The 25,082-nt window shown below is 68.3% G+C and carries 14 protein-coding genes, 1 tRNA gene and 2 rRNA genes; 13 read left to right on the top strand and 4 right to left on the bottom strand.

Annotated elements, in window-relative coordinates:
- The first annotated feature begins 133 nt into the window (after positions 1-133).
- The 4 genes from STRNI_RS12535 to STRNI_RS12520 all read left to right on the top strand — a co-directional run bounded on the left by STRNI_RS12535 (position 134) and on the right by STRNI_RS12520 (position 4,375).
- Positions 134-3,253 (top strand): 23S ribosomal RNA (locus STRNI_RS12535).
- Positions 3,254-3,327: 74 nt separating this feature from the next.
- Positions 3,328-3,444: ribosomal RNA gene (gene rrf, locus STRNI_RS12530) — 5S ribosomal RNA — on the top strand.
- A gap of 114 nt (positions 3,445-3,558) precedes the next feature.
- Entirely contained in the window at positions 3,559-4,236 is a 678-nt protein-coding gene (locus tag STRNI_RS12525; protein WP_093641463.1) for a DegT/DnrJ/EryC1/StrS family aminotransferase, read from the top strand.
- A gap of 63 nt (positions 4,237-4,299) precedes the next feature.
- A tRNA-Thr gene (locus STRNI_RS12520) sits at positions 4,300-4,375 on the top strand.
- A 67-nt stretch (positions 4,376-4,442) separates the two neighbouring features.
- Here STRNI_RS12520 and STRNI_RS12515 read toward each other — a convergent pair.
- Complete coding sequence (locus STRNI_RS12515; protein WP_277411279.1) at positions 4,443-5,489, bottom strand: YncE family protein; 1,047 nt, start codon at positions 5,487-5,489, stop codon at positions 4,443-4,445.
- A 144-nt stretch (positions 5,490-5,633) separates the two neighbouring features.
- A complete protein-coding gene (locus STRNI_RS12510; protein ID WP_202466543.1) occupies positions 5,634-8,303 on the bottom strand; it encodes a SpoIIE family protein phosphatase in 2,670 nt (889 codons plus the stop codon).
- 261 nt (positions 8,304-8,564) lie between these two features.
- Between STRNI_RS12510 and STRNI_RS12505 the strand changes: the two genes are divergently transcribed.
- The 9 genes from STRNI_RS12505 (at position 8,565) to STRNI_RS12465 (ending at position 22,855) form a co-directional block, all read left to right on the top strand.
- The gene (locus tag STRNI_RS12505) at positions 8,565-14,099 is read left to right on the top strand and encodes a HAMP domain-containing protein (RefSeq protein WP_262040347.1); all 5,535 of its coding nucleotides are present in this window, start codon (positions 8,565-8,567) and stop codon (positions 14,097-14,099) included.
- Positions 14,100-14,354: 255 nt separating this feature from the next.
- A complete protein-coding gene (locus STRNI_RS12500) occupies positions 14,355-15,014 on the top strand; it encodes a response regulator (RefSeq protein WP_018092947.1) in 660 nt (219 codons plus the stop codon).
- A 93-nt stretch (positions 15,015-15,107) separates the two neighbouring features.
- Positions 15,108-17,882: a DNA translocase FtsK gene (locus tag STRNI_RS12495; RefSeq protein WP_174876323.1), complete on the top strand. Its 2,775-nt coding sequence runs from the start codon at positions 15,108-15,110 to the stop codon at positions 17,880-17,882.
- A gap of 224 nt (positions 17,883-18,106) precedes the next feature.
- Entirely contained in the window at positions 18,107-18,919 is an 813-nt protein-coding gene (locus tag STRNI_RS12490) for a helix-turn-helix domain-containing protein (RefSeq protein WP_018092945.1), read from the top strand.
- 103 nt (positions 18,920-19,022) lie between these two features.
- Positions 19,023-20,531, top strand: coding sequence for a 30S ribosomal protein S12 methylthiotransferase RimO (gene rimO / locus STRNI_RS12485; RefSeq protein WP_159485876.1), 1,509 nt, complete (start codon positions 19,023-19,025; stop codon positions 20,529-20,531).
- Positions 20,528-21,178 carry a CDP-diacylglycerol--glycerol-3-phosphate 3-phosphatidyltransferase gene (gene pgsA / locus STRNI_RS12480; RefSeq protein ID WP_018092943.1) on the top strand — a complete coding sequence of 217 codons (651 nt, stop codon included), beginning with the start codon at positions 20,528-20,530 and terminating at the stop codon, positions 21,176-21,178. The genes rimO and pgsA overlap by 4 nt, the downstream gene beginning before the upstream one ends.
- On the top strand, positions 21,175-21,711 hold the full coding sequence (locus STRNI_RS12475) for a CinA family protein (RefSeq protein WP_277411278.1): 537 nt from the start codon (positions 21,175-21,177) through the stop codon (positions 21,709-21,711). Before pgsA ends, STRNI_RS12475 begins: the two co-directional genes overlap by 4 nt.
- Positions 21,712-21,805: 94 nt before the next feature.
- Positions 21,806-22,189 (top strand): helix-turn-helix domain-containing protein, encoded by a 384-nt coding sequence (locus STRNI_RS12470; RefSeq protein WP_018092941.1) that lies wholly within the window; start codon positions 21,806-21,808, stop codon positions 22,187-22,189.
- Positions 22,190-22,384: 195 nt separating this feature from the next.
- Positions 22,385-22,855 (top strand): Dps family protein, encoded by a 471-nt coding sequence (locus tag STRNI_RS12465; protein WP_159485874.1) that lies wholly within the window; start codon positions 22,385-22,387, stop codon positions 22,853-22,855.
- 458 nt (positions 22,856-23,313) lie between these two features.
- On the opposite strand, the gene STRNI_RS12455 is transcribed toward STRNI_RS12465, so the two are convergent.
- Together STRNI_RS12455 and STRNI_RS12450 are read right to left on the bottom strand one after the other, a co-directional pair.
- A complete protein-coding gene (locus STRNI_RS12455) occupies positions 23,314-24,090 on the bottom strand; it encodes an SDR family NAD(P)-dependent oxidoreductase (protein WP_277411277.1) in 777 nt (258 codons plus the stop codon).
- A gap of 60 nt (positions 24,091-24,150) precedes the next feature.
- Positions 24,151-24,960 (bottom strand): Fpg/Nei family DNA glycosylase, encoded by an 810-nt coding sequence (locus STRNI_RS12450; RefSeq protein WP_274738433.1) that lies wholly within the window; start codon positions 24,958-24,960, stop codon positions 24,151-24,153.
- Between the last annotated feature and the right edge of the window lie 122 nt (positions 24,961-25,082).

Here is a 25,082-nt window from a genome sequence, read left to right as displayed (position 1 = left end):
GCTGTTGGGTATCTGAGGGTACGGACTGAGTCTGGACCTTCGCGATGCCGGCCTCAGTGAACTCAGCCTTCGGGTTGGGGTGGTGGGTGGCTGGTCGTTGCTTGAGAACTGCACAGTGGACGCGAGCATCTGTGGCCAAGTTTTTAAGGGCGCACGGTGGATGCCTTGGCACCAGGAACCGATGAAGGACGTGGGAGGCCACGATAGGCCCCGGGGAGCTGTCAACCGAGCTTTGATCCGGGGGTGTCCGAATGGGGAAACCCGGCAGTCGTCATGGGCTGTCACCCGCTGCTGAACACATAGGCAGTGTGGAGGGAACGCGGGGAAGTGAAACATCTCAGTACCCGCAGGAAGAGAAAACAACCGTGATTCCGGGAGTAGTGGCGAGCGAAACCGGATGAGGCCAAACCAGTCACGTGTGATACCCGGCAGGGGTTGCGTGGTTGGGGTTGTGGGAGTTCTCTTTTGCAGTCTGCCGGCTGTGAGGCAAGTCAGAAACCGTTGGTGTAGGCGAAGGACATGCGAAAGGTCCGGCGTAGAGGGTAAGACCCCCGTAGCTGAAACATCAACGGCTTGCTTGAGAACCACCCAAGTAGCACGGGGCCCGAGAAATCCCGTGTGAATCTAGCGGGACCACCCGTTAAGCCTAAATATTCCCTGGTGACCGATAGCGGATAGTACCGTGAGGGAATGGTGAAAAGTACCGCGGGAGCGGAGTGAAATAGTACCTGAAACCGTGTGCCTACAAGCCGTGGGAGCGTCGCGCAGAGACTTGTCTCTGCGTCGTGACTGCGTGCCTTTTGAAGAATGAGCCTGCGAGTTTGCGGTATGTTGCGAGGTTAACCCGTGTGGGGAAGCCGTAGCGAAAGCGAGTCCGAATAGGGCGTTGAGTAGCGTGCCCAAGACCCGAAGCGGAGTGATCTAGCCATGGGCAGGTTGAAGCGGAGGTAAGACTTCGTGGAGGACCGAACCCACCAGGGTTGAAAACCTGGGGGATGACCTGTGGTTAGGGGTGAAAGGCCAATCAAACTCCGTGATAGCTGGTTCTCCCCGAAATGCATTTAGGTGCAGCGTCGTGTGTTTCTTGCCGGAGGTAGAGCACTGGATAGGCGATGGGCCCTACCGGGTTACTGACCTTAGCCAAACTCCGAATGCCGGTAAGTGAGAGCGCGGCAGTGAGACTGTGGGGGATAAGCTCCATGGTCGAGAGGGAAACAGCCCAGAGCATCGACTAAGGCCCCTAAGCGTGTGCTAAGTGGGAAAGGATGTGGAGTCGCAGAGACAACCAGGAGGTTGGCTTAGAAGCAGCCATCCTTGAAAGAGTGCGTAATAGCTCACTGGTCAAGTGATTCCGCGCCGACAATGTAGCGGGGCTCAAGCACACCGCCGAAGTCGTGTCATTGCAGCATGAGGGTCAACGCCCGCTGTGATGGGTAGGGGAGCGTCGTGTGCCGGGTGAAGCAGCCGTGGAAACGAGTTGTGGACGGTTCACGAGTGAGAATGCAGGCATGAGTAGCGATACACACGTGGGAAACGTGTGCGCCGATTGACTAAGGGTTCCTGGGTCAAGCTGATCTGCCCAGGGTAAGTCGGGACCTAAGGCGAGGCCGACAGGCGTAGTCGATGGACAACCGGTTGATATTCCGGTACCCGCTTTGAAACGCCCAATATCGAATCCATTAATGCTAAGGCCGTGAAGCCGGCCTGGAGTCTTCGGACAAAGGGACGTGGTGGAGCCGCCGATCCAAGGTGGTAGTAGGTAAGCGATGGGGTGACGCAGGAAGGTAGTCCAGCCCGGGCGGTGGTTGTCCCGGGGTAAGGGTGTAGCCCGTCATCTAGGCAAATCCGGATGACTTGAGGGTGAGACCTGATGCCGAGCCGATTGTGGTGAAGTGGATGATCCTATGCTGTCGAGAAAAGCCTCTAGCGAGTTTCATGGCGGCCCGTACCCTAAACCGACTCAGGTGGTCAGGTAGAGAATACCGAGGCGTTCGGGTGAACTATGGTTAAGGAACTCGGCAAAATGCCCCCGTAACTTCGGGAGAAGGGGGGCCATTGCTGGTGATGAGTCTTGCACTCTGAGCTGGTGGTGGCCGCAGAGACCAGCGAGAAGCGACTGTTTACTAAAAACACAGGTCCGTGCGAAGCCGTAAGGCGATGTATACGGACTGACGCCTGCCCGGTGCTGGAACGTTAAGGGGACCGGTTAGTCAACTTTCGGGTTGGCGAAGCTGAGAACTTAAGCGCCAGTAAACGGCGGTGGTAACTATAACCATCCTAAGGTAGCGAAATTCCTTGTCGGGTAAGTTCCGACCTGCACGAATGGCGTAACGACTTCTCGACTGTCTCAACCATAGGCCCGGTGAAATTGCATTACGAGTAAAGATGCTCGTTTCGCGCAGCAGGACGGAAAGACCCCGGGACCTTTACTATAGCTTGATATTGGTGTTCGGTTCGGCTTGTGTAGGATAGGTGGGAGACTTTGAAGCGGCCACGCCAGTGGTTGTGGAGTCATTGTTGAAATACCACTCTGGTCGTGCTGGATGTCTAACCTGGGTCCGTGATCCGGATCAGGGACAGTGTCTGGTGGGTAGTTTAACTGGGGCGGTTGCCTCCTAAAGAGTAACGGAGGCGCCCAAAGGTTCCCTCAGCCTGGTTGGCAATCAGGTGTTGAGTGTAAGTGCACAAGGGAGCTTGACTGTGAGACTGACGGGTCGAGCAGGTACGAAAGTAGGGACTAGTGATCCGGCGGTGGCTTGTGGAAGCGCCGTCGCTCAACGGATAAAAGGTACCCCGGGGATAACAGGCTGATCTTCCCCAAGAGTCCATATCGACGGGATGGTTTGGCACCTCGATGTCGGCTCGTCGCATCCTGGGGCTGGAGTCGGTCCCAAGGGTTGGGCTGTTCGCCCATTAAAGCGGTACGCGAGCTGGGTTTAGAACGTCGTGAGACAGTTCGGTCCCTATCCGCTGTGCGCGTAGGAGTCTTGAGAAGGGCTGTCCCTAGTACGAGAGGACCGGGACGGACGAACCTCTGGTGTGCCAGTTGTCCTGCCAAGGGCATGGCTGGTTGGCTACGTTCGGAAAGGATAACCGCTGAAAGCATCTAAGCGGGAAGCCTGCTTCGAGATGAGGACTCCCACCCCCTTTGAGGGGTTAAGGCTCCCAGTAGACGACTGGGTTGATAGGCCAGATATGGAAGCCCGGTAACGGGTGGAGTTGACTGGTACTAATAGGCCGAGGGCTTGTCCTCAGTTGCTCGCGTCCACTGTGTAGGTTCTGAAGTAACGACCTGTGATTGTGCCGGGTTGGTTAACTTCATAGTGTTTCGGTGGTCATTGCGTTAGGGAAACGCCCGGTTACATTCCGAACCCGGAAGCTAAGCCTTTCAGCGCCGATGGTACTGCAGGGGGGACCCTGTGGGAGAGTAGGACGCCGCCGAACAATTATTCAGCTCCGGTCCCTGAACCTCTGGTTCAGGGACCGGAGCTTTTTTGTTCTGCCCCCCGGGTGATGGGCGTAACTCGAAGTTCATCTCAGCTGACCAGGATCCGCTGTATGCGGACAGTAGGAACGCTCAAGTCGGCCGGTGTGCGTGCGGGTGATGAGGTCGTGGTGCCGGCGTATGGCAGCGCCGAAGTGGCCCGGGCCGTCGTGGAGTTGGGCGCGGTGCCGGTGTTCGCCGATGTGGACGGCGACAGCTACTGCCTCGATCCGGCCGCGGTGGCGGACGTGGTGACGACTCAGACCGCCGCCGTCGTGGCGGTCAACCGCTTCGGGCGGCGGGCGGACGCCGGCTGGATCCGTGAAGTGGGCCAGCGGCACGGACTGCTGGTGCTGGTGGAGGACGAGCCCGGAGCGGACCCGGCGGGCGCGGACCTGCGGCGGGCGCATGCGGCGTATCTGGACGGCAGGCTCAACGGGGTCCGGACGCCGACGCCGGCGGCGGGGCACACCTACGAGCAGTACGTGGTGCGGGTGCCGGGCAACGGGCGGCCGGACCGGGACGCGTTCGCGCGGACGTTGCGGGCCAAGGGCGTGGCGTGCAGTGTGCCCGTGCTGGCGCCGGTGTACCGGATGCCGGGGCTGCGACGGGATGTGTTTCTGCCGCAGACCGAGCGGGCGGTGGACGAGACGCTGGCGCTGCCCGTGCACGCGGGGATGTCGCGGCGGGAGCTGCACAAGATGGTCGGTGCGTGCAACGCGCTGGGCGGATTGCTGCAGCCCGCTTTTTAGTGAGCGGTGCCCGGGCGGTTCGAACCTGTCGCCGAGTTGGGGTAATATCTATTCCGCTGCCGCGCCCCAATAGCTCAGTCGGCAGAGCGTCTCCATGGTAAGGAGAAGGTCTACGGTTCGATTCCGTATTGGGGCTCCAGAGGAGAAAGGCCCCCGCCAAGTGGCGGGGGCCTTTGTCGTATCGGGACGCGGTGCCGCGGTACGCGTCAGTTTTGCGGGGCTTCGATATAGGCCAGGCCGTGGGCGCCGGATATGTCGGTGCGGTCGACTTCCAGGGCGGCGAGCGGGCTCAGGGTGGAGAGGTCGACGACGGTCACGGTGCCGGAGACATTTCCGGAGACATAGCCGAGGCGGCCGTCGGGGGAGGAGGTGATGGTGAGGGGGAGCCGGCCGACCTCGACCTCACCGAGGGGGGCGAGAGTATCGGCGGCGAAGACGGTCAGGGCTCCGGGGAGTTGGGCGCCGAGCGGTCCGCCGGGGGTGGTGTCCGGGCGCAGTTCGCCCGCGAGGAGCAGACCGGTCGACGTGGCGTGGACCGGCATGACCTGTCCCTTGGTGGGGAGGGTGCGGATGATTTCGTGGGTGGCGGTGTCGATGACGTGGATGCCCGTAGGCGCCGAGGACGGGGTGGCGAAGTCGGCCTTGGGAGCCGCCACATAGGCATGACGGCCGTCGGGGGCGATGGTGAGGCCTTCGCTGCCGGGGACGGGGATGCGGCCCGTGCACTCGCCGCGGTCGAGGTCGACGACGGAGACGAACGGGGCTTCCTTGTTGGTGGCGTAGCCGTACCGTCCGTCGGGGGTGATGGCGAACCAGTGCGGGCCGGGGGCCATGGTGGAGATGCGGCCGAGGCGGGCGTGGGTGCGGGTGTCGATGACCAGGACGCCGCCGGGCTCGGTGTCGGTGGCCTCGACGCTGGCGTACAGGCGGCCGCGGGCGCGGTCGAGGGCCAGGCCGTGCGGGGCGTGGTCGGGGCTGGTGTCGAGGGTGTCGACGATGGTGCGGGTGTCGACGTCGATGACGGTGATCCGGTGGGCCCGGCCTTCGTGGGCGTGGTAGAAGCCGGAGCGGTAGGTGCTGGCGCAGTACAGCAGCCGGTGGTCCGGGTCGAAGCAGAGTTCGTGCGGCTGCGGCGGGAGTTGCAGCACCTCAAGACGTTCGTGGGTGGCGGCGTCGAAGAAGGTGACGGTCGGACCGGTCTGGCTGACGACGGCGAGCAGGTCGCCGGGCGAGCCGGCGGGTGTGGAAGTCATGGTCCGTATCGTGGGCGGCCGTGGGGAGTGACTCCAGTGCGGTGCGGGCAAGGGTGCCCTGCACCGTACGCAAGGACGCAGGTGGTGCTGGGGGGAGCGGCCAGTGGGCTGTGATCCGGTTCACACGGGCCGCTGCCCCCCTGGTCAGCCCGCCTGGAATTCGGGGACGCGCATGGCGAGGATGGCCATGTCGTCGGAGGCCGGTTCGGCGGCGAAGCGTTCCACGGCGCGCAGCACGCGGGTGGCGACGGCACCGGCGGTCAGTCCCGTACAGGTCGTCAGGACGTCGGTGAGGCCGTCGTCGCCGAGCATGCGGGTGCCCTCGCGGCGTTCGGTGACGCCGTCGGTCACGCACAGCAGGACGTCGCCGGGGTCGAGGGTGACGGTCTGTTCGTAGAGCTCCAGGTCGTCCATGACGCCGAGGAGCGGCTGGGGTTCGGCGGCCGGTTCGACCGTGCCGTCCTGGCGCAGCCGGAGCGGAAGGGGGTGGCCCGCGCAGACGACCTTGAGGACGGCGCTGCCGTCGTTCTGCGGCCAGAGCTCGCCGTAAAGGAGCGTCAGGAAGCGGCTGCGGGCGCCCTCGTCGAGGATGGCGGCGTTCAGCCGCTCCAGGACGGCGGGACCGCCGAAGCCCTCGCGGGCGAGCAGCCGCAGCGCGTGCCGGGCCAGGCCCGTGACGGCGGCGGCTTCCGGGCCCGTACCGCAGACGTCGCCGATGGCGAAGCCGTAGACGCCGTCGCGGATCGGGAAGATGTCGTAGAAGTCGCCTCCGACCTCGTTGCCCTCGCCGGCCGCGCGGTAGATGACCTCGACCTCCACACCGGGGATCTCGGGCTGCTCGGGGGGCAGCAGACTGCGCTGGAGGGACTGGCTGATGGCCGTGCGCTCGGAGTAGAGGCGGGCGTTGTCGAGGGCGAGCGCGGCCCGGCGGGAGAGGTCCTCGGCGAGTTCCAGGATCTCCTGGCGGAAGTGTTCCTCGGTGGGCTTGCCCAGGGTGAGCATGCCGATGACGCGGTTGCGGGCGACGAGGGGGAGCACGACGGTCTCCCCGCCGACGGCGGAGGCGGTGGCGAGCGTGGCGCCCGGACCGGTGGACGGGCGGGCGGAGTTGCCCAGGCCCAGGCTGCGCATCGAGGTGCGCAGCGCGGCGTCGTGGGCGGCGTCGCTGGGAGCGGTCCACACCCGGGCGCCGGGGGTGGGCACCGGCTCGGGCGGATCGACCTTCATCAGAAGGGTCTTGAGGCCGTCGATCCGGTCCTCGTCCTCGTGCAGGACGTAGGAGAGTTCGGGTTCGGAGGTCTGGTCGGCGACGGTGTAGACGGCGCACCACGTGGCGAGGGTGGGGACCGTCATCTGCGCCATCAGGGCCAGGGTCTGGTCGCGGTCGAGGGTGCCGGCCAGGAGGTCGGAGGCCTCGACGAGGAAGGAGAGGGAGCCGCGGCGCAGCTTCTCCAGCTCGGTCAGGCGGGCGCGTTCGACGGCGAGGGCGATGCGGTCGGCGGCGAACTGGAGCCGTAGCGCTTCCTCGTTGGTGTAGCGGCCGGCGCCCTCCGCGGCGACGCCGAGGGAGCCGGTCAGCCGGCCCTCGACCTTCAGCGGGACGGTGACGACCGAGCGCATGCCCGTGCCGCTGAGGAGGGGGACGGCGCCGGGGACGGCGGTGAGGTCCTCGTGGACGGCGGGCATCCGGGCGGAGCCGTAGCGTCCGGATCCGGCCTCGACGGGGACGCGGGCGAACCGCTGGCGGGCGGAGGGCAGGCCCGTGGAGGCACGGACCTCCAGCTCGGTCTCGTCGTCGGTGGCCAGGAGGAGGTAGGCGGCGTCGCCGTCGAGCATGTCGCGGGCGCGCTCGACGGTGCGCTGGAGCAGGCCGTCGAGGTCGTCCGGGGCCGGGGAGCCGATGAAGACCTCGAACGGGTCGGAGGGGCGTCCCTCCGACTGCGAGGCCTGGGAGGCGGCGTCCGGGGCGGGTGTGCGCTGGGGGCTCTGCAGGATCGCGCGCTCGTGGTCGCGCACCAGGAGGCAGACCGTGGAGGCCTCGCCGTCGGCGTCGCGGACGCGCAGGTGGGAGGCGTAGACGGGGACGACCCGGCCGTCGGCGCCCCTTATGCCGTAGGAGCCCTCCCAGCGGGACAGCTGGAGTGCCTCGGCGATGCCGGTGCCGGTGCCGGGGGTGTGCGGCCAGGCGGCGAAGTCGGTGAGCGGTTTGCCGATGACCTGCTCGGGGTCGTAGGCGAAGAGGTCCTGGGCGTCCTCGTTCCAGAAGCTGATGCAGCCGCTGCGGTCGATCTGGATCACGGCGACCCGGACGCGGGTGTCGGTGACCGGGAGGGCGTCCACGGGCAGCGCGGGGCCTGCGGAGCGGGTGCCGGCGGGGCGCTCGGGGAGGTCGAGCTGGAACCACACGTGCTTTTGTGCGGCGGTGTACTCGACGCCCCAGCGGGCGGCCAGCGCGCCGCACAGCAGCAGGCCGCGGCCGCCCTCGCGGTCAGGGTGGACGACGACCTGGCCGGCGTTCTGGAGCGGAATCTCGCGTTCGGGGTAACGGTCGGCGACGGAGATCCGTACTCCGCCGTCGTTGCGCAGACACAGCACATCGGCGGCGGTGCCGGCGTGCACCACGGCGTTGGTGACCAGCTCACTCGTCAGGACGACGGCGTCGTCGACGATGTCGGCGCAGCCCCAGCCCTGGAGGGTGTCGCGGACGAATGCACGGGCAGTGGCGACCGAGCGCCCGACCGGCTCGAAGGTTGCGGCGGCCCGCGCGGTGATCACTGGTCTCCTCATGCGTGTGTCGGTGATCTGCTCCCCCATGGTCGCGGCGCCCCTCCGAATACCTGTTGTGCTCGCCCCACCGCCCGTGCTCGATGGCCGGGGCGGTGGACAGCCGTATGCCAGGTTACTTACCTTCGCCGCACCCAAGGATGCCGGTCACGTGTGTTTCCGCCCCAATCGTGCACCGGGACGGTGTGCGATGCTGCCGAACTGTTATGGCCTGGTTGAGCCATGGTGAAACACTGGGCAAGTATCAAGAGAAAGCCCGGGTAGAACGGTCGACCCTGCGGGAGGGACAACGTGGAGTCTGGCGCAGCGGCGCGGGGCGCAAGCACACGCGCGAAAGGCGGACGATCCCGGAACAACGGGACGACCGAGGTGGATACGGCTGCGCTGAATCGGCTGTTGGTCGCGTTGGTCGCGATGCGGGACGGGAACTTCCGCAAACGGCTCACGGTTTCCGGCGACGGCGTCATGTCGGAAATCGCGGCGGTCTTCAACGAGGTCGCGGACCGCAATCTGCATCTCACGGGCGAGCTGACGCGGGTGCGCCGGGTCGTCGGCCGTGAGGGAAAGCTCACGGAACGGCTGGAGGTCGGCGCCGCCGAGGGCTCCTGGGCCGCGGCCATCGACGCCTCGAATGCGCTGGTCGACGACCTCGTACGGCCGGTCTCCGAGGTGGGACGGGTGCTGTCGGCGGTGTCCGAGGGCGACCTGGAACAGCGGATGGATCTGCGCTCGCGCAGTTCGGACAGCTCTTCGGAGCACCCTCTGAGGGGTGAATTCCTGAAGGTCGGCCGGACGGTCAACGGGCTGGTGGATCAGCTCTCCGCATTCACCGACGAGGTCACGAGAGTGGCCAGTGAGGTCGGTACGGAGGGCAAGCTCGGCGGCCAGGCGCGGGTGCGCGGAATGTCGGGTTCGTGGAAGGACCTCACGGAATCCGTCAACACCATGGCGTCCCGGCTGACGGCCCAGGTCCGTGACATTGCTCTCGTCACCACGGCGGTGGCCAAGGGTGATCTGTCGCGCAAGGTGACCGTCCATGTCTCCGGCGAGATGCTGGAGCTGAAGAACACCGTCAACACGATGGTCGACCAGCTCTCCTCGTTCGCCTCCGAGGTGACGCGCGTCGCCCGCGAGGTCGGTACGGAGGGCGAACTCGGTGGTCAGGCACAGGTCCCCGGTGTCGCCGGGGTGTGGAAGGACCTGACGGATTCGGTCAATCTCATGGCCGGCAACCTCACCGCGCAGGTGCGCGGGATCGCTCAGGTCACCACCGCCGTCGCGAACGGCGATCTGTCGCAGAAGGTCACGGTCAGTGCACGCGGCGAGGTCGCGCAGCTGGCCGACACGATCAACACCATGACCGAGACGCTGCGGACCTTCGCGGACGAAGTGACGCGGGTGGCGAACGAGGTCGGCGCCGAGGGCCAGCTAGGCGGTCAGGCGCAGGTGCCGGGCGCGGCCGGTACGTGGAAGGACCTCACCGATTCGGTGAACACCGCCTTCCGCAACCTGACGGCGCAGGTGCGGGACATCGCGCAGGTGACGACGGCGGTCGCCAACGGTGACCTCTCGCAGACCGTCACCGTCGATGTCGCCGGTGAAATGCTGGAGTTGAAGAACACCGTCAACACGATGGTGGGTCAGCTCTCCTCGTTCGGCGCCGAAGTGACGCGCGTTGCGCGGGAGATCGGTGTCGAGGGTGAGCTGGGCGGCCAGGCGGCGGTGCCCGGTGCCGCGGGGACGTGGAAGGACCTCACGGACTCCGTGAACACCGCCTTCCGCAACCTGACCGGGCAGGTGCGCAACATCGCCCAGGTGACGACGGCGGTCGCCAACGGTGACCTCTCGCAGAAGGTCACCGTCGATGTCTCCGGCGAGATGCTGCAGCTGAAGAACACCGTGAACACCATGGTGGACCAGCTGTCCTCGTTCGCCGACCAGGTCACACGGATGGCCAGGGACGTGGGCACGGAGGGCCGGCTGGGCGGTCAGGCCCGGGTGGACGGCGTCAGCGGCACCTGGAAGGAACTGACCGACTCCGTCAACTTCATGGCGGGGAACCTGACTTCACAGGTGCGGCAGATCGCCCAGGTGACGACGGCGGTCGCCCGTGGTGACCTGTCGCAGAAGATCGACGTGGACGCGCGCGGCGAGATCCTGGAGCTGAAGAACACCATCAACACGATGGTGGACCAGCTCTCCGCCTTCGCCGAGCAGGTCACCCGGGTCGCCCGGGAGGTCGGTACGGACGGCAGGCTGGGCGGCCAGGCGCAGGTGCCGGGCGTCGCGGGTGTCTGGCGCGATCTGACCGACTCCGTGAACGGCATGGCCGGCAACCTCACGGCTCAGGTCCGCAACATCGCGCAGGTCGCCACGGCGGTCGCCCGCGGTGACCTGTCGCAGAAGATCGACGTGGACGCCCGGGGCGAGATCCTGGAGCTGAAGAACACCCTGAACACCATGGTCGACCAGCTCTCCTCGTTTGCGGAGCAGGTCACCAGAGTCGCCCGCGAGGTGGGCACCGAGGGCATCCTGGGCGGCCAGGCCGAGGTGCAGGGCGTCAGCGGTACGTGGAAGGACCTCACCCAGTCCGTCAACTTCATGGCGAACAACCTGACCTCGCAGGTGCGCAACATCGCCGAGGTGACGACCGCGGTGGCCCGCGGTGATCTGTCCAAGAAGATCACCGTCGACGCCAAGGGCGAGATCCTCGAACTGGTCACGACCGTCAACACGATGGTGGACCAGCTGTCGTCCTTCGCCGAGCAGGTGACCCGGGTGGCCCGTGAGGTGGGTACCGAGGGCCAGTTGGGCGGTCAGGCGCGGGTGCCGGGTGCCACCGGTATCTGGCTGGACCTCAGCGACAACGTGAACCTGATGGCCAACAACCTGACCATCCAGGTGCGCAACATCTCCCAGGTCTCGGCGGCGGTCGCCAACGGAGACCTGACGAAGAAGGTCACGGTCGAGGCGCGCGGCGAGGTCGCGCAGCTCGCCGACACGGTCAACACGATGGTCACGACGCTGTCGTCGTTCGCCGACGAGGTCACGCGAGTGGCCCGTGAGGTGGGCACCGACGGCATCCTGGGCGGTCAGGCCCGCGTCCCCGGCGTCGCCGGTACGTGGAAGGACCTCACCGAGTCCGTGAACTCGATGGCCAACAACCTGACCGGCCAGGTCCGCAACATCGCCATGGTCACCACCGCCATCGCCAAGGGCGATCTGACCAAGAAGATCGACATCGATGCGCGGGGCGAGATCCTGGCGCTGAAGACCACCATCAACACGATGGTCGACCAGCTCTCGTCCTTCGCCGAACAGGTCACCAGGGTGGCCCGCGAGGTGGGTACGGAAGGCCAGCTGGGCGGTCAGGCGCAGGTGCGCGGCGTGGCCGGCACCTGGCGGGACCTGACCGAGTCGGTGAACGAGATGGCGGGCAACCTGACCCGCCAGGTGCGGGCCATCGCCGCGGTCGCCGCGGCGGTCACCCTCGGCGATCACAACGTCCGTATCGATGTGGACGCGGCCGGCGAGATCCTGGAGCTCCAGGACAACGTCAACACCATGATCTCCACGCTCCGGGAGACCACCCTCGCCAACGAGGAACAGGACTGGCTCAAGGGCAACCTGGCCCGGATCTCCGGTCTGATGCAGGGCCGGCGCGACCTCAAGGACGTCGCCACGCTCATCATGAGCGAGCTCTCGCCCGCGGTCTCCGCCCAGCACGGCGCGTTCTTCCTCGCGGCGCAGCCCGACAGCCAGGAGATCGGCGCGGACGGCGGCGAGGCCGGCGCGTACGAGCTGCGGCTGATGGGCTCGTACGGCTACGCCATGGGCGGGATGCCGACGACCTTCCGGCCGGGCGAGACGCTGATCGGCACGGCCGCGGAGGAGGGGCGCACGATCCTGGTGGAGAACGTCCCGTCCGGCTATCTCAAGATCGCCTCCGGGCTTGGTGAGGCGCCGCCGGCGAATGTGATCGTGCTGCCGGTGCTGTTCGAGGACAAGGTGCTCGGGGTGATCGAGCTGGCGTCCTTCCAGCCGTTCACCCAGATCCAGAAGGACTTCCTCAGCCAGATCGCCGAGATGATCGCGACCAGCGTCAACACCATCTCGGTGAACACCAAGACCGAGGTGCTGCTCAAGCAGTCGCAGGAGCTGACCGAGCAGCTCAAGGAGCGCTCGGGCGAGCTGGAGAGCCGGCAGAAGGCGCTGGAGCTGTCCAACTCGGAGCTGGAGGAGAAGGCCGAGCAGCTGCGGGCGCAGAACCGCGACATCGAGGTGAAGAACACCGAGATCGAGGAGGCGCGGCAGGTCCTGGAGGAGCGTGCCGAGCAGCTCGCGGTCTCGATGCGCTACAAGTCGGAGTTCCTGGCGAACATGTCGCACGAGCTGCGTACGCCGCTCAACTCCCTGCTGATTCTGGCCAAATTGCTGGCCGATAATGCCGAGGGGAATCTCTCCCCGAAGCAGGTCGAATTCGCCGAAACCATCCATGGCGCCGGTTCCGACCTGCTCCAGCTGATCAACGACATCCTGGACCTGTCCAAGGTCGAGGCCGGCAAGATGGATGTCAGCCCGACGCGGATCGCGCTGGTCCAGCTCGTCGACTACGTGGAGGCGACGTTCCGGCCGCTGACCGCGGAGAAGGGACTCGACTTCTCCGTACGGGTCTCCCCGGAGCTGCCGGCGACACTGCACACCGACGAGCAGCGGCTGCTGCAGGTGCTGCGCAATCTGCTGTCCAACGCGGTGAAGTTCACCGACAGCGGCGCCGTCGAGCTGGTGATCCGGCCGGCCGGTGCGGATGTGCCGGTGGCCATCAGGGAGCAGCTGCTGGAGCACGGTTCGCTTCGCGACCCGGACGCGGACATGATCGCCTTCTCGGTGACCGACACCGGTATCGGTATCGCGTCCAGCAAGATGCGGGTCATCTTCGAGGCGTTCAAGCAGGCGGACGGCACGACCAGCCGCAAGTACGGCGGTACGGGCCTGGGCCTGTCCATCAGCCGGGAGATCGCCCGGCTGCTGGGCGGCGAGATCCATGCCGCGAGCGAGCCCAACCGCGGCTCCACGTTCACGCTCTACCTGCCGCACAACCCGGGCGGGCTGCCGCCGCAGGGCTACCCGCAGCTGGTGGCCGGCGGGATCGCGATGGACGCGGAGGCGCGCGAGTCGGAGGTCGGGCAGCAGGAGGCCGAGGAGCAGCCGGACCACGAGCAGGGCGTCGGAGGCAGTCTCAGCCGGCGTCGGCGCCGGGCGATTTCGGGGACCCCGCGGCGCTTCGAGCTCTCCGGGCGGCAGCCGTCCGCAGCGCCCCAGCAGGCGCCGCAGCAGGTCCCGCAGGCGCCGCCGCAGCAGACGCCGCAGCCGGTCCCGCAGCAGCCCGCTGAGGAGCCCTGGATCGGCAACGGCCAGGATCTGGTGGACCCGGCCTTCGAAGGCGGATTCCACGGTGAGAAGGTGCTGATCGTCGATGACGACATCCGCAATGTCTTCGCGCTCACCAGTGTCCTGGAGCAGCACGGGCTGTCGGTGCTGTACGCGGAGAACGGGCGCGAGGGCATCGAGGTGCTGGAGCAGCACGACGACATCGTCCTGGTCCTGATGGACATCATGATGCCGGAGATGGACGGTTATGCGACCACGGCGGCGATCCGCCGGATGCCGCAGTTCGCCGGACTGCCCATCATCGCGCTGACCGCGAAGGCGATGAAGGGCGACCGGGAGAAGAGCATCGACTCCGGAGCCTCCGACTACGTGACCAAGCCGGTGGATACCGATCATCTGTTGTCGGTCATGGAGCAATGGATGCGCGCGGAGTGACGGAGCGTCCAGTATGGAGGCGAAAGGGGATCATCGCGTGCTGACTCAGTGTTGCCGCGGACGTGTGGAAGCGTGGGATACGGGGAACCTTCTGGTCTCTGTCTGCGTTTCTGCTACGTGCACAGTGACATCGCGGTGACAGGGTGTGGCGACAGGCGGGGTGCAGCTACCATGACCGGCACAAGGACGGGCGGCGTGACGGAGTCGTCCCCTGGGGCGGCGTCCGGTTCCATGCCGGGGCGAGGAGGACGGGCCATGGTGCAGAAGGCCAAGATCCTCCTGGTCGATGACCGGCCGGAGAATCTGCTGGCGCTGGAGGCGATCCTCTCTGCGCTCGATCAGACACTGGTGCGGGCATCGTCCGGGGAGGAAGCGCTCAAAGCACTGCTCACGGACGACTTCGCGGTGATTCTGCTCGATGTGCAGATGCCGGGGATGGACGGTTTCGAGACGGCCGCGCACATCAAGCGGCGCGAGCGGACCCGCGACATCCCGATCATCTTCCTCACGGCCATTAACCACGGCCCGCATCACACCTTCCGTGGATACGCGGCCGGCGCGGTGGACTACATCTCCAAGCCGTTCGACCCGTGGGTGCTGCGCGCCAAGGTCTCGGTGTTCGTCGAGCTGTACATGAAGAACTGCCAACTGCGGGAGCAGGCCTCCCTGCTGAGGCTGCAGCTGGAGGGCGGGCGGCCGAGCGCCGACGAGGCGCGGGAGTCCGCGGGGCTGCTCGCCGAGCTCTCCGCGCGGCTGGCCGCGGTCGAGGAGCAGGCCGAGGCGCTGTCCAAGCAGCTGGACGAGACGGCGGATGCGGCGGCGGTCGCCACCGCGGCGCATCTGGAGCGCAAACTGACCGGACTGCGCAGGGCACTGGACGCCCTGGAGCCGGGGTCGGGAAGCGCCGCGGGGTGAACTGACACCCCTTCATGAGACGGGCGCGCGACACGTTCGGGTGAAGCGCCGTGCGCTCGTGTCATGCCTGCTTTCGCCTGTAATCTCGTCGCCATGGCCTCACGTACGTCCGGCAAGGGAACCCAGAGCACGGCGGGCCCCTCGAAGCAGCGCGCCGGACGGACCGCGGGCGCCGCCAAGAAGACCGCCGCGAAGAAAGCGCCCGCGAAGCCACCGGCCAAGAAGGCCGCGGCCGCGAAGAAGGCACCGGCCAAGAGGGCACCCGCCAAGAAGGCCGCTCCCAAACCGGCGCCGTCACCCACCGGTGGTGTCTACCGCCTCGCCCGCGCCTGCTGGCTGGGGCTCGCGCACGGCATCGGGGCGGTGTTCCGCGGTATGGGCCGCGGCGCGAAGAACCTCGATCCGGCGCACCGCAAGGACGGGCTGGCGCTGCTGTTGCTCGGGCTGGCGCTGGTGATCGCGGCCGGTACCTGGTCCAACCTCAGCGGCCCGGTCGGCGACCTCGTCGAGCTGCTGGTGACCGGCGCGTTCGGCCGGCTCGATCTGGTCGTACCGATACTGCTGGGCGGCATCGCCGTACGCCTCATCCGGCACCCCGAGAAGCCGGAGGCCAACGGCCGGATCGTCATCGGGCTCTCCGCGCTGGTCGTCGGCGTCCTCGGACAGGTCGCGATGGCCTGCGGCTCTCCGGGCCGGGACGACGGCCTGGCCGCCATACAGGACGCCGGCGGCTATCTCGGGTGGGTCGCGTCCAAGCCGCTGATCTTCACCGTCGGACAGACCCTGGCGGTGGCGCTGCTGGCGCTGCTGACCCTCTTCGGGCTGCTGGTGGTCACCGCGACGCCGGTGAACGCCATCCCGCAGCGGCTGCGGGCGCTCGGCATCAAGCTGGGCGTGGTGCACCCGGTGGCGGACGAGGCGGACTACGACGAGGTCGAGGAGTATGCGGAGGAGTGGCGTGAGCAGCCCGTCCGCAGGCCGCGCCGCAGCGCCGCCGCCGCACCGGCCGCGAACGATCCGGACGCGATAGAGGAAGCGGCCCTGGCCAAGCGGCGCCGGCCGCGCCGGGCCTCCGCACAGCCCGCCCCGGACCGGCCGATGGACGCGGTGGATGTCGCCGCCGCGGCCGCCGCCGCCCTGGACGGCGCGGTGCTGCACGGTGTCCAGCCCTCACCGCTCGTCGCCGGCCTCAGCAGCAGCATCTCCGGGGACCGCCGGGGCCACGACGGCGAGGACACCGCGGGGGAGAGCGGCACGGTGCCGCCGGCCCGCGACGCGGAGCCGGAGCCGCCCGCGGCCGAGCACACTCCCGCCGTTCCGGACTTCACCAAGGCCCCGCCCGAGCGCTCGGGCGAGCTGCCGGCCCGCGCCGAGCAGCTTCAGCTGTCCGGTGACATCACCTACTCGCTGCCCTCGCTGGACCTGCTGTCGCGGGGCGGGCCCGGCAAGACCCGCAGTGCCGCGAACGACGCCATAGTGACCTCGCTGACCACGGTCTTCCAGGAGTTCAAGGTCGATGCCGCGGTCACCGGCTTCACCCGGGGCCCGACGGTCACCCGCTACGAGGTCGAGCTCGGCCCGGCCGTCAAGGTCGAGAAGATCACCGCGCTGGCCAAGAACATCGCCTACGCGGTCGCCAGCCCCGACGTCCGCATCATCAGCCCGATCCCCGGGAAGTCCGCGGTCGGCATCGAGATCCCCAATACCGACCGCGAGATGGTCAACCTCGGCGATGTGCTGCGGCTGGCCGACGCCGCGGACGATGATCATCCGATGCTGGTGGCGCTCGGCAAGGACGTCGAGGGCGGCTACGTCATGGCCAACATGACGAAGATGCCGCACATCCTGGTGGCCGGCGCCACCGGCTCCGGCAAGTCCTCCTGCATCAACTGTCTGATCACCTCGGTCATGATGCGGGCCACGCCGGAGGACGTCCGGATGGTGCTGGTCGACCCCAAGCGCGTCGAGCTGACCGCGTACGAGGGCATCCCGCATCTGATCACGCCGATCATCACCAACCCCAAGCGGGCCGCCGAGGCGCTGCAGTGGGTGGTGCGCGAGATGGACCTGCGCTACGACGATCTCGCGGCCTACGGCTTCCGGCACATCGACGACTTCAACGAAGCGGTGCGCAGCGGCAAGGTCAGCTCACCGGAGGGCAGCGAGCGCGAGCTGGCGCCGTACCCGTATCTGCTGGTCATCGTCGACGAGCTGGCGGACCTGATGATGGTCGCGCCGCGCGATGTGGAGGACTCGATCGTCCGCATCACCCAGCTCGCCCGTGCGGCAGGCATCCACCTGGTGCTCGCCACCCAGCGCCCGTCCGTCGATGTGGTCACCGGTCTGATCAAGGCCAATGTGCCCTCCCGGCTCGCGTTCGCCACCTCGTCGCTCGCCGACAGCCGGGTCATCCTCGACCAGCCGGGCGCCGAGAAGCTGATCGGCAAGGGCGACGGCCTGTTCCTGCCGATGGGCGCCAACAAGCCGGTGCGTATGCAGGGCGCGTTCGTGACCGAGGCGGAGGTCGGGGCGGTCGTCCAGCACTGCAAGGACCAGATGGCGCCCGTCTTCCGCGATGACGTCACCGTCGGCACGGCCAAGAAAAAGGAGATCGACGAGGACATCGGCGATGACCTCGATCTGCTGTGCCAGGCCGCTGAGCTGGTGGTTTCCACCCAGTTCGGTTCGACGTCCATGCTCCAGCGCAAGCTGCGGGTGGGGTTCGCCAAGGCCGGGCGGCTGATGGACCTGATGGAGTCGCGGAACATCGTCGGGCCGAGCGAGGGGTCGAAGGCTCGTGACGTTCTTGTGAAGCCTGACGAACTGGACGGAGTGCTGGCGGTGATCCGGGGGGAGGCTACGGAGTAGCACAGACATCCGGGTCACCCGCAGGAAAGAAGAAGGCAACCGTTTCTCCTGCCGATACGTCAAGTTGAGGGAGATGAGGGAACGATGCTTCACCATCGAGCCCCAGGGCACCGCCGACGGCGTTCCGATGGCGTACAAAGTCCGCTCTCCCGCTTGCCCGACCCTTTCGCCCCACCCCTAGACTGAACTTCCAGCAGGTGGCTACACGCTCGAAAGGCGCCTCCGTGTCCATCGGCAACTCCCCCGAAGCAGACCGGCCTTCCGTCGGTGCTGCCCTCCAGAAGGCCCGTATCGGAGCGGGACTGACCGTCGAAGAGGTCAGTACGACGACACGGGTGCGCATTCCCCTCGTGCACGCGATCGAGCAGGACGACTTCTCCCGCTGTGGCGGCGACGTCTACGCCCGGGGGCACATCCGGGCGCTCGCCCGCGCCGTATCCCTCGATTCCCGACCCCTGATCGACCAGTTCGACGCCGAGCACGGCGGCCGGCCCGCGCCGACCCCCGCCGCGCCCCTCTTCGAAGCCGAACGGATCCGCTCCGAGCCGCGCCGCCCCAATTGGACCGCGGCGATGGTCGCGGCGATCGTCGCCGTGGTCGGTTTCGCGGGCTTCACGCTCTTCACGGGCGGCGACAAGAGCGACGGCGGCCCGATCGCGGCCGGCGACGCCCATGCCAAGCCGGCGCCGGCGCCCACTCGCCACCCCTCCACCATCAAGCCGCCCATCAAGCCCGACCCCGAGCCGTCCGACAGCGCCGTTGCCGGGCTGCCGAAGGACAAGGTCACGATCAAGGTGACCGCCCGCGACGGCCAGAGCTGGATCTCCGCCAAGGACGCCAACGGCAAGCTCCTGGAGGACGGACTGCTCAAGCAGGGCGAGTCCAAGACCATCACCGACAAGAAGCGGATCGACCTGGTCCTCGGTAACGCCGGAGCCGTGCAGCTGTACGTCAACGGCAAGGAGGTCAAGCGGGTCGGCGAGAAGGGCACCGTCGAGCGGCTCAGCTACACGCCTGGGGACCCCCAGGCGGGCTGAGTGCCCTTCCCCGGGGGCGTCCGCCGCCCGGCCCGGGGGCCCGGGTCCGGCGGCGGAGACCTGCGCGCCAAGGGGGTGGCCGGGACAAAGTAGGCTGAGGCCTATGCCCGAACGCCGTACCGTCGCCCTTGTCACTCTTGGCTGCGCCCGTAACGAGGTGGACTCGGAGGAGCTCGCAGGCCGCCTGGCAGCGGACGGCTGGGAGCTCGTCGAGGAAGCCGCCGATGCCGATGTCGCCGTCGTCAACACCTGTGGTTTCGTCGAGGCCGCCAAGAAGGACTCCGTCGATGCCCTGCTGGAAGCCAACGATCTGAAGGATCACGGCAGAACCCAGGCCGTAGTGGCCGTCGGCTGCATGGCCGAGCGCTACGGCAAGGAGCTCGCCGAGGCGCTGCCCGAGGCGGACGGGGTGCTCGGCTTCGACGACTACGGCGATATCTCCGGCCGCCTGCAGACCATCCTGAGCGGTGGCATCCACGCCTCGCACACCCCGCGCGACCGCCGCAAGCTGCTGCCGATCAGCCCCGCCGAGCGCCAGGACGCCGCGGTCGCGCTGCCCGGCCACGCCCAGACCGATTCCGGTGAGCCGACTCCGCCGGCGGACCCGCCCGAGGATCTGCCGGAGGGCGTCGCACCGGCCTCCGGGCCGCGGGCCCCGCTGCGCCGACGTCTCGGCAGCAGCCCGGTGGCCTCGGTGAAGCTGGCCTCCGGCTGCGACCGGCGCTGCTCGTTCTGCGCCATCCCGTCCTTCCGTGGTTCCTTCATCTCCCGCCGGCCCTCCGATGTGCTCGGGGAGACGCGCTGGCTGGCCGGGGAGGGCGTGAAGGAGATCATGCTGGTCTCCGAGAACAACACCTCCTACGGCAAGGACCTCGGCGACATCCGGCTGCTGGAGACGCTGCTGCCCGAGCTGGCGGCCGTCGACGGCATCGAGCGGATCCGGGTCAGCTATCTGCAGCCCGCGGAGATGCGGCCCGGCCTGATCGACGTGCTGACCGGCACCGACAAGGTGGCGCCCTACTTCGATCTGTCCTTCCAGCACTCGGCGCCCGGTGTGCTGCGCTCCATGCGGCGCTTCGGCGGCACGGACAGCTTCCTGGAGCTGCTGGAGACGATCCGTACCAAGGCGCCGCAGGCCGGTGCCCGCTCGAACTTCATCGTCGGCTTCCCCGGGGAGAGCGAGAGCGACCTGGCGGAGCTGGAGCGCTTCATCACCGAGGCCCGGCTCGATGCCATCGGCGTCTTCGGCTACTCCGACGAGGACGGCACCGAGGCCGCCTCGTACGAGGACAAGGTCGACCCGGACGTGGTCGCCGAGCGGCTGGCGCGGGTGTCGCGGCTGGCCGAGGAGCTGACCGCGCAGCGCGCCGAGGAGCGGATCGGCGAGACGCTGCGGGTGCTGGTGGACCGGACCGACGACGAGGACGGTGTCGTCGGGCGGGCCGCGCACCAGGCACCGGAGACCGATGGCGTCACCCTGCTGTCGACGGACCAGGAGCTGGCGCCCGGTCGTATGGTCGAAGCAAAGGTGGTCGCGAGCGAGGGCGTGGACCTCGTCGCGGAGGTGCTGTCGGTGGAGGGCACGGGGTGTACCGAGGAGGCGGGCAGATGACCGGAGTCCCGGCATCCGCAGCTGGTGGCCCGCGCACGGCGCCGGTCGTCCGGCAGGCCGGGCTGTGGAACATCGCCAACGTCCTGACGATGCTGCGGCTGGTGCTGGTCCCGGCCTTCGTGGTGCTGCTGATGCACGACGGCGGAACGGATCCGGTCTGGCGTGTCTTCGCCTGGGCCGCGTTCGCCGTCGCCATGATCACCGACATTTTCGACGGGCATCTGGCGCGCGCCTACAACCTGGTCACCGACTTCGGCAAGATCGCCGACCCGATCGCGGACAAGGCGATCATGGGTGCCGCGCTGGTCTGTCTGTCGGTGCTGGGTGATCTGCCCTGGTGGGTGACCGGAGTGATCCTCTTCCGGGAGCTCGGCATCACGCTGATGCGGTTCTGGGTGATCAAGCATGGAGTCATTCCGGCCAGTCGTGGCGGCAAAATCAAGACATTGGCGCAGGGCACCGCGGTCGGTATGTACGTCCTGGTGCTGACCGGCCCGCTGGCCACCTTCCGCTGGTGGGTGATGGCGGTGGCGGTGGCGCTGACCGTCATCACCGGACTCGACTACGTCCGGCAGGCCGTGGTGCTGCGCCGGGCCGGGCTGGCCCGGGAGCGGGCCGAGCGCGCCGAGCGGGGCGCGGCCGGGTGAGCGGGCCGGGTTCTGCCGCCGCCGGGGTGCTGGAGATGCTCGCCGGGCGGGGCCAGAGCCTGGCCGTGGCGGAATCGCTGACCGGTGGACTGGTGGCGGGCGCGCTGACCGCGGTCCCGGGGGCCTCACGGGTGGTCCGGGGCTCGGTCACGGCGTATGCGACCGAGGTCAAGCGGGAGGTGCTGGGCGTGGACGGCGCCCTGCTGGCCGCGCGGGGGGCCGTGGACGGCGAGGTCGCCCGGCAGATGGCGAGCGGTGTGCGGCGGGTGCTGGGTGCCGACTGGGGCCTCGCCACCACGGGGGTGGCCGGCCCCGATCCTCAGGACGGGCATCCGGTGGGCACCGTTTTCGTGGCGGTCCAGGGACCGGACGGTGCCGGAGCGGTGCGCCGGCTGTCGCTGGCGGGTTATCGCGACCGGATCCGCCAGGACACCATTCGCGCCGTGCTCGCACTGTTGTTGAGCGAACTGACAGAAAATACGCGGGCACAGGATACGGAACAACACGGGGGGAATGGATGTTTGCAGCCCTGAGTGAACACGTACTTGCGCCCGGCACTGGTACCGCCCGAGGCGGTACGGTGGGGCGAGAAGGATCCGGATCCGAGGTCCGAGGAGGGAGCCAGCGATGATTCTGCTTCGTCGCCTGCTGGGTGACGTGCTGCGCCGACAGCGTCAGCGCCAGGGCCGAACCCTGCGCGAGGTCTCTTCCTCCGCCCGGGTATCGCTCGGCTATTTGTCCGAGGTCGAGAGGGGGCAGAAGGAGGCTTCCTCCGAACTGCTCTCGTCGATCTGTGACGCGCTGGACGTGCGCATGTCCGAGCTCATGCGGGAGGTCAGCGATGAGCTGGCGCTCGCCGAGCTGGCAGCGTCCGCGGCCGCGAGCGATCCGGTGCCCGCACCGGTGCGGCCGAAGCTCAATTCGGTGTCCGTCACGTCCCTGGCCGGTGTGCCGGAGGACCGCGTGACCATCAAGTCCCCGGCAGACGTCGTGGATGTCGTCGCGGCCTGACACCCCTGTTCGTACGCATCGAAGCCCTGGTAGGCGAAAGCCTGCCGGGGCTTCGTGCTGCCCGCGCGGGGGCGGGTGTGTGCGGCGGGCCGGGGCCCCGGCGGGCGCCCGGCCGGACCGTCCGGGCAGCTCGGAACGGGCGATTCATTTGTACGATGACTAAATCGGATAAATCGCCCGAACAGGAGTATCTGGATGTCTGTCGTCAAGAGCACACTCTCCGACGAGGACCTCGGCATCGTCGGGAACGCCCTGCAGGGAGCGCTCGTCGACCTGGTGGATCTCTCCCTCGTCGCGAAGCAGGTGCACTGGAACGTCATCGGTCCGCGCTTCCGCTCCGTCCATCTCCAGCTCGACGAGGTGGTCGCCAGCGGGCGGCAGCACGCCGACACGGTGGCCGAGCGGGCGGCGGCGATCGGGGTGTCCCCGGACGGGCGGGCGGTGACCGTCGCCGAGACCAGCGGCATCGGCGAGGTCAAGGACGGCTGGATCAAGGACGGTGACGTGGTGCGGGCGATGGTGGACGCGCTGGGCGCGGTCATCGGCCGGATGCGCGAGCGGATCACCGCCACCGCGGACCCGGACCCGGTCAGCCAGGACATCCTCATCGGTCTGACCGCCGACCTGGAGAAGCACCGCTGGATGTTCCAGGCCGAGGCCCAGTGACGGACGGCGCAGGGCGCTGAGGCTCCGGGATCGCGAGTGTGCCTTCCGGGGGCGGCGGCGTCGAGGTCCCGTTCCGGGGCTTGCGCGGCCGGCTGCGCGCCGGAAATGCCCCGGTGCGCTCTCCCGCCGGGCGGCGGGATCCGTCTAGCGTCGGCCGGAGGAGGCAGCCATGAGGGGGCGTGACTTCGCGGCCCGCGGACCGGCCGGACGGCGTCCGCGCACCGTGCCCGGGCGCTGGATATCCGGAGTCGTGGTCGGGGGGCTGTGGTGGTGGGCCGCGGTCCGGCTGGTGGTCTGGCCGCAGTCGGCGGGGGTGGTCGAAGGGGCCGTGATGCTGGGTGGCTGGGGGCTCAGTCTGCTGCCGGTGCACTGCGTTCCGCGGGCGAGGCGGGACTACGGGAACTCTCCTCGCGCCATGGCACGGGCGGGCCTGCGGGTCCGGGCGGGCCGGAAGGCGCTCACCAGGGCATGGCGACGCCACCGTTCGGGCGGAGGACCTGGCCGGTCATGAAGGACGAGGCGTCCGACACCAGATGCAGCACGGTGTGGGCGACGTCCTCCGGCTCTCCCACCCGCCCCAGCGGTGGCATCCGGATCATCGGCCCTTCCGCCTGCTGCTGAGCCTCCGCGGTGTGGCGGTCGGTCATCGCCGTACGGATCCAGCCCGGGGCGACGGCGTTGACGCGGATGCCGTGCCGGCCGACCTCGGTGGCCAGGGTCTTGGTGAGCTGGACGACGGCGGCCTTGGCGGCGCCGTAGGAGAGCAGCCCCGGGGCGCCGGTGTCGATCGCGCCGGAGGCCATGTTCACGAGGGAGCCCGGGGTGGCGGTGGCGATCATGGCGCGTGCGGCCTCCTGGCAGCCGTACAGCACGCCTTTGAAGTTGGTGTTCCAGACCCGGTCCAGATCCGCGTCCTCGGTCTCCAGGACGGGGGCGGAGTGCATGATTCCGGCGATGTTCGCCATCACGTCGAGGCGGCCGGTGGTACTGCGGGCGGCGTCGACGACGGCGGCGACCTGGTCGCGCCGGGTGACATCGAGCCGATGGGCGTGTGCGGAGCCCTCTGCCGCGGTGATGGCCGCGGCGGTCGCCTTCGCGCCCTGTTCGTCGAGGTCGGCGCAGTGGACGGTGGCTCCGGCCGTGGCGAGGAGGGTGGCGGTGGCGCGGCCGATACCGCTCGCCGCGCCGGTGACGAGCGCGGTGCGGCCCGTGAGGTCGTACGCCGGGAGAGGCATGGTGCGAGGGTAGGGAGAGATCTGACGGGGCGTCAATTGGTGTGCGGGAGGTGCTTCGGGTCAGCCGGCGCGGTGGCCGTCCGGTGGGTCCGGCTGGCAGGCGGGACACCAGTAGGTGACGCGTTCCTCGGCGGTGGGGTCCTGGTCAGCGGTGCGGACCTCGGTGCCGCAGCGCAGACACGGGCGGCCGGCCCGGCCGTAGACCCACAGCCGTCGGTCGGGGCGGGCGCTGGGCGTGGTGATACGGGCGGGGCGTCGCTTATTGGCTTCGAGGAGCTTCTTGGCGAGCGTGGGCACACGTTCCGGCCGGGGCAGCGCGCTCAGCGGGAGCCAGGGCGAGGCGCCCAGCAGGAAGCACAGCTCGGATTTGTAGACATTGCCGATCCCGGCGAGATTGCGCTGGTCGAGCAGGGCCTCGCCGAGGGGGCGCTCCGGGGTGGCGAGCAGCCGGCGCAGGGCTTCGGCGGGGTCCCAGTCCGGGCCGAGGAGATCGGGTCCCAGATGGCCGACGACCCGGGACTCGTCGGCGGTGCGCAGTAGATCGAGCACGGGGAGGCGGTAGCCGACGGCGGTGTGGTCCGCGGTGCCGAGGATCGCCCGGATCTGGTGGGCGGGGCCGCCGCGCCAGCGCTCGGCCGGGGCGTAGATCTTCCATGCGCCGTCCATCCGCAGATGGGAGTGGAGGGTGAGACCGCCCTCGAAGCGGGTGAGCAGGTGCTTGCCGCGGGGGAGGACGTCCAGCACCCCGCGGCCGGTCAGATCCACCGTCGCCAGCTGGGGGACGCGCAGATCGCAGCGGGTCAGCGGACCACCGGTCAGCGCGTCGTGGAGCCGCTGGGCCAAGCGCCAGACGGTGTCACCTTCGGGCATGCCACCATCATGCCGGGAGCCGGGAGCCGGGAGCCGGGAGCCGGGAGCCGGGAGCCGGGAGCCGGGAGCCGGGAGCCGGGAGCCGGGAGCCGGGCCTGGGCAGGGCAGGGCAGGGCGTCGTT

It is taken from the genome of Streptomyces nigrescens, from assembly GCF_027626975.1.
Lineage (GTDB): Bacteria > Actinomycetota > Actinomycetes > Streptomycetales > Streptomycetaceae > Streptomyces > Streptomyces nigrescens.
The sequence above is the reverse complement of the archived record's forward strand: the minus strand, read 5'-3'. Positions and strand labels throughout refer to the sequence as shown.

Excerpts from the sequence above, each read along its gene's own strand:
- STRNI_RS12525 (WP_093641463.1), top strand. The coding sequence starts at position 3,559 with ATGCGGACAGTAGGAACGCTCAAGTCGGCCGGTGTGCGTGCGGGTGAT.
- STRNI_RS12495 (WP_174876323.1), top strand. The coding sequence starts at position 15,108 with ATGGCCTCACGTACGTCCGGCAAGGGAACCCAGAGCACGGCGGGCCCC.
- STRNI_RS12510 (WP_202466543.1), bottom strand. The coding sequence starts at position 8,303 with ATGGGGGAGCAGATCACCGACACACGCATGAGGAGACCAGTGATCACC.
- STRNI_RS12500 (WP_018092947.1), top strand. The coding sequence starts at position 14,355 with ATGGTGCAGAAGGCCAAGATCCTCCTGGTCGATGACCGGCCGGAGAAT.
- rimO (WP_159485876.1), top strand. The coding sequence starts at position 19,023 with ATGCCCGAACGCCGTACCGTCGCCCTTGTCACTCTTGGCTGCGCCCGT.
- STRNI_RS12470 (WP_018092941.1), top strand. The coding sequence starts at position 21,806 with ATGATTCTGCTTCGTCGCCTGCTGGGTGACGTGCTGCGCCGACAGCGT.
- STRNI_RS12515 (WP_277411279.1), bottom strand. The coding sequence starts at position 5,489 with ATGACTTCCACACCCGCCGGCTCGCCCGGCGACCTGCTCGCCGTCGTC.
- STRNI_RS12455 (WP_277411277.1), bottom strand. The coding sequence starts at position 24,090 with ATGCCTCTCCCGGCGTACGACCTCACGGGCCGCACCGCGCTCGTCACC.
- pgsA (WP_018092943.1), top strand. The coding sequence starts at position 20,528 with ATGACCGGAGTCCCGGCATCCGCAGCTGGTGGCCCGCGCACGGCGCCG.
- STRNI_RS12465 (WP_159485874.1), top strand. The coding sequence starts at position 22,385 with ATGTCTGTCGTCAAGAGCACACTCTCCGACGAGGACCTCGGCATCGTC.
- STRNI_RS12450 (WP_274738433.1), bottom strand. The coding sequence starts at position 24,960 with ATGCCCGAAGGTGACACCGTCTGGCGCTTGGCCCAGCGGCTCCACGAC.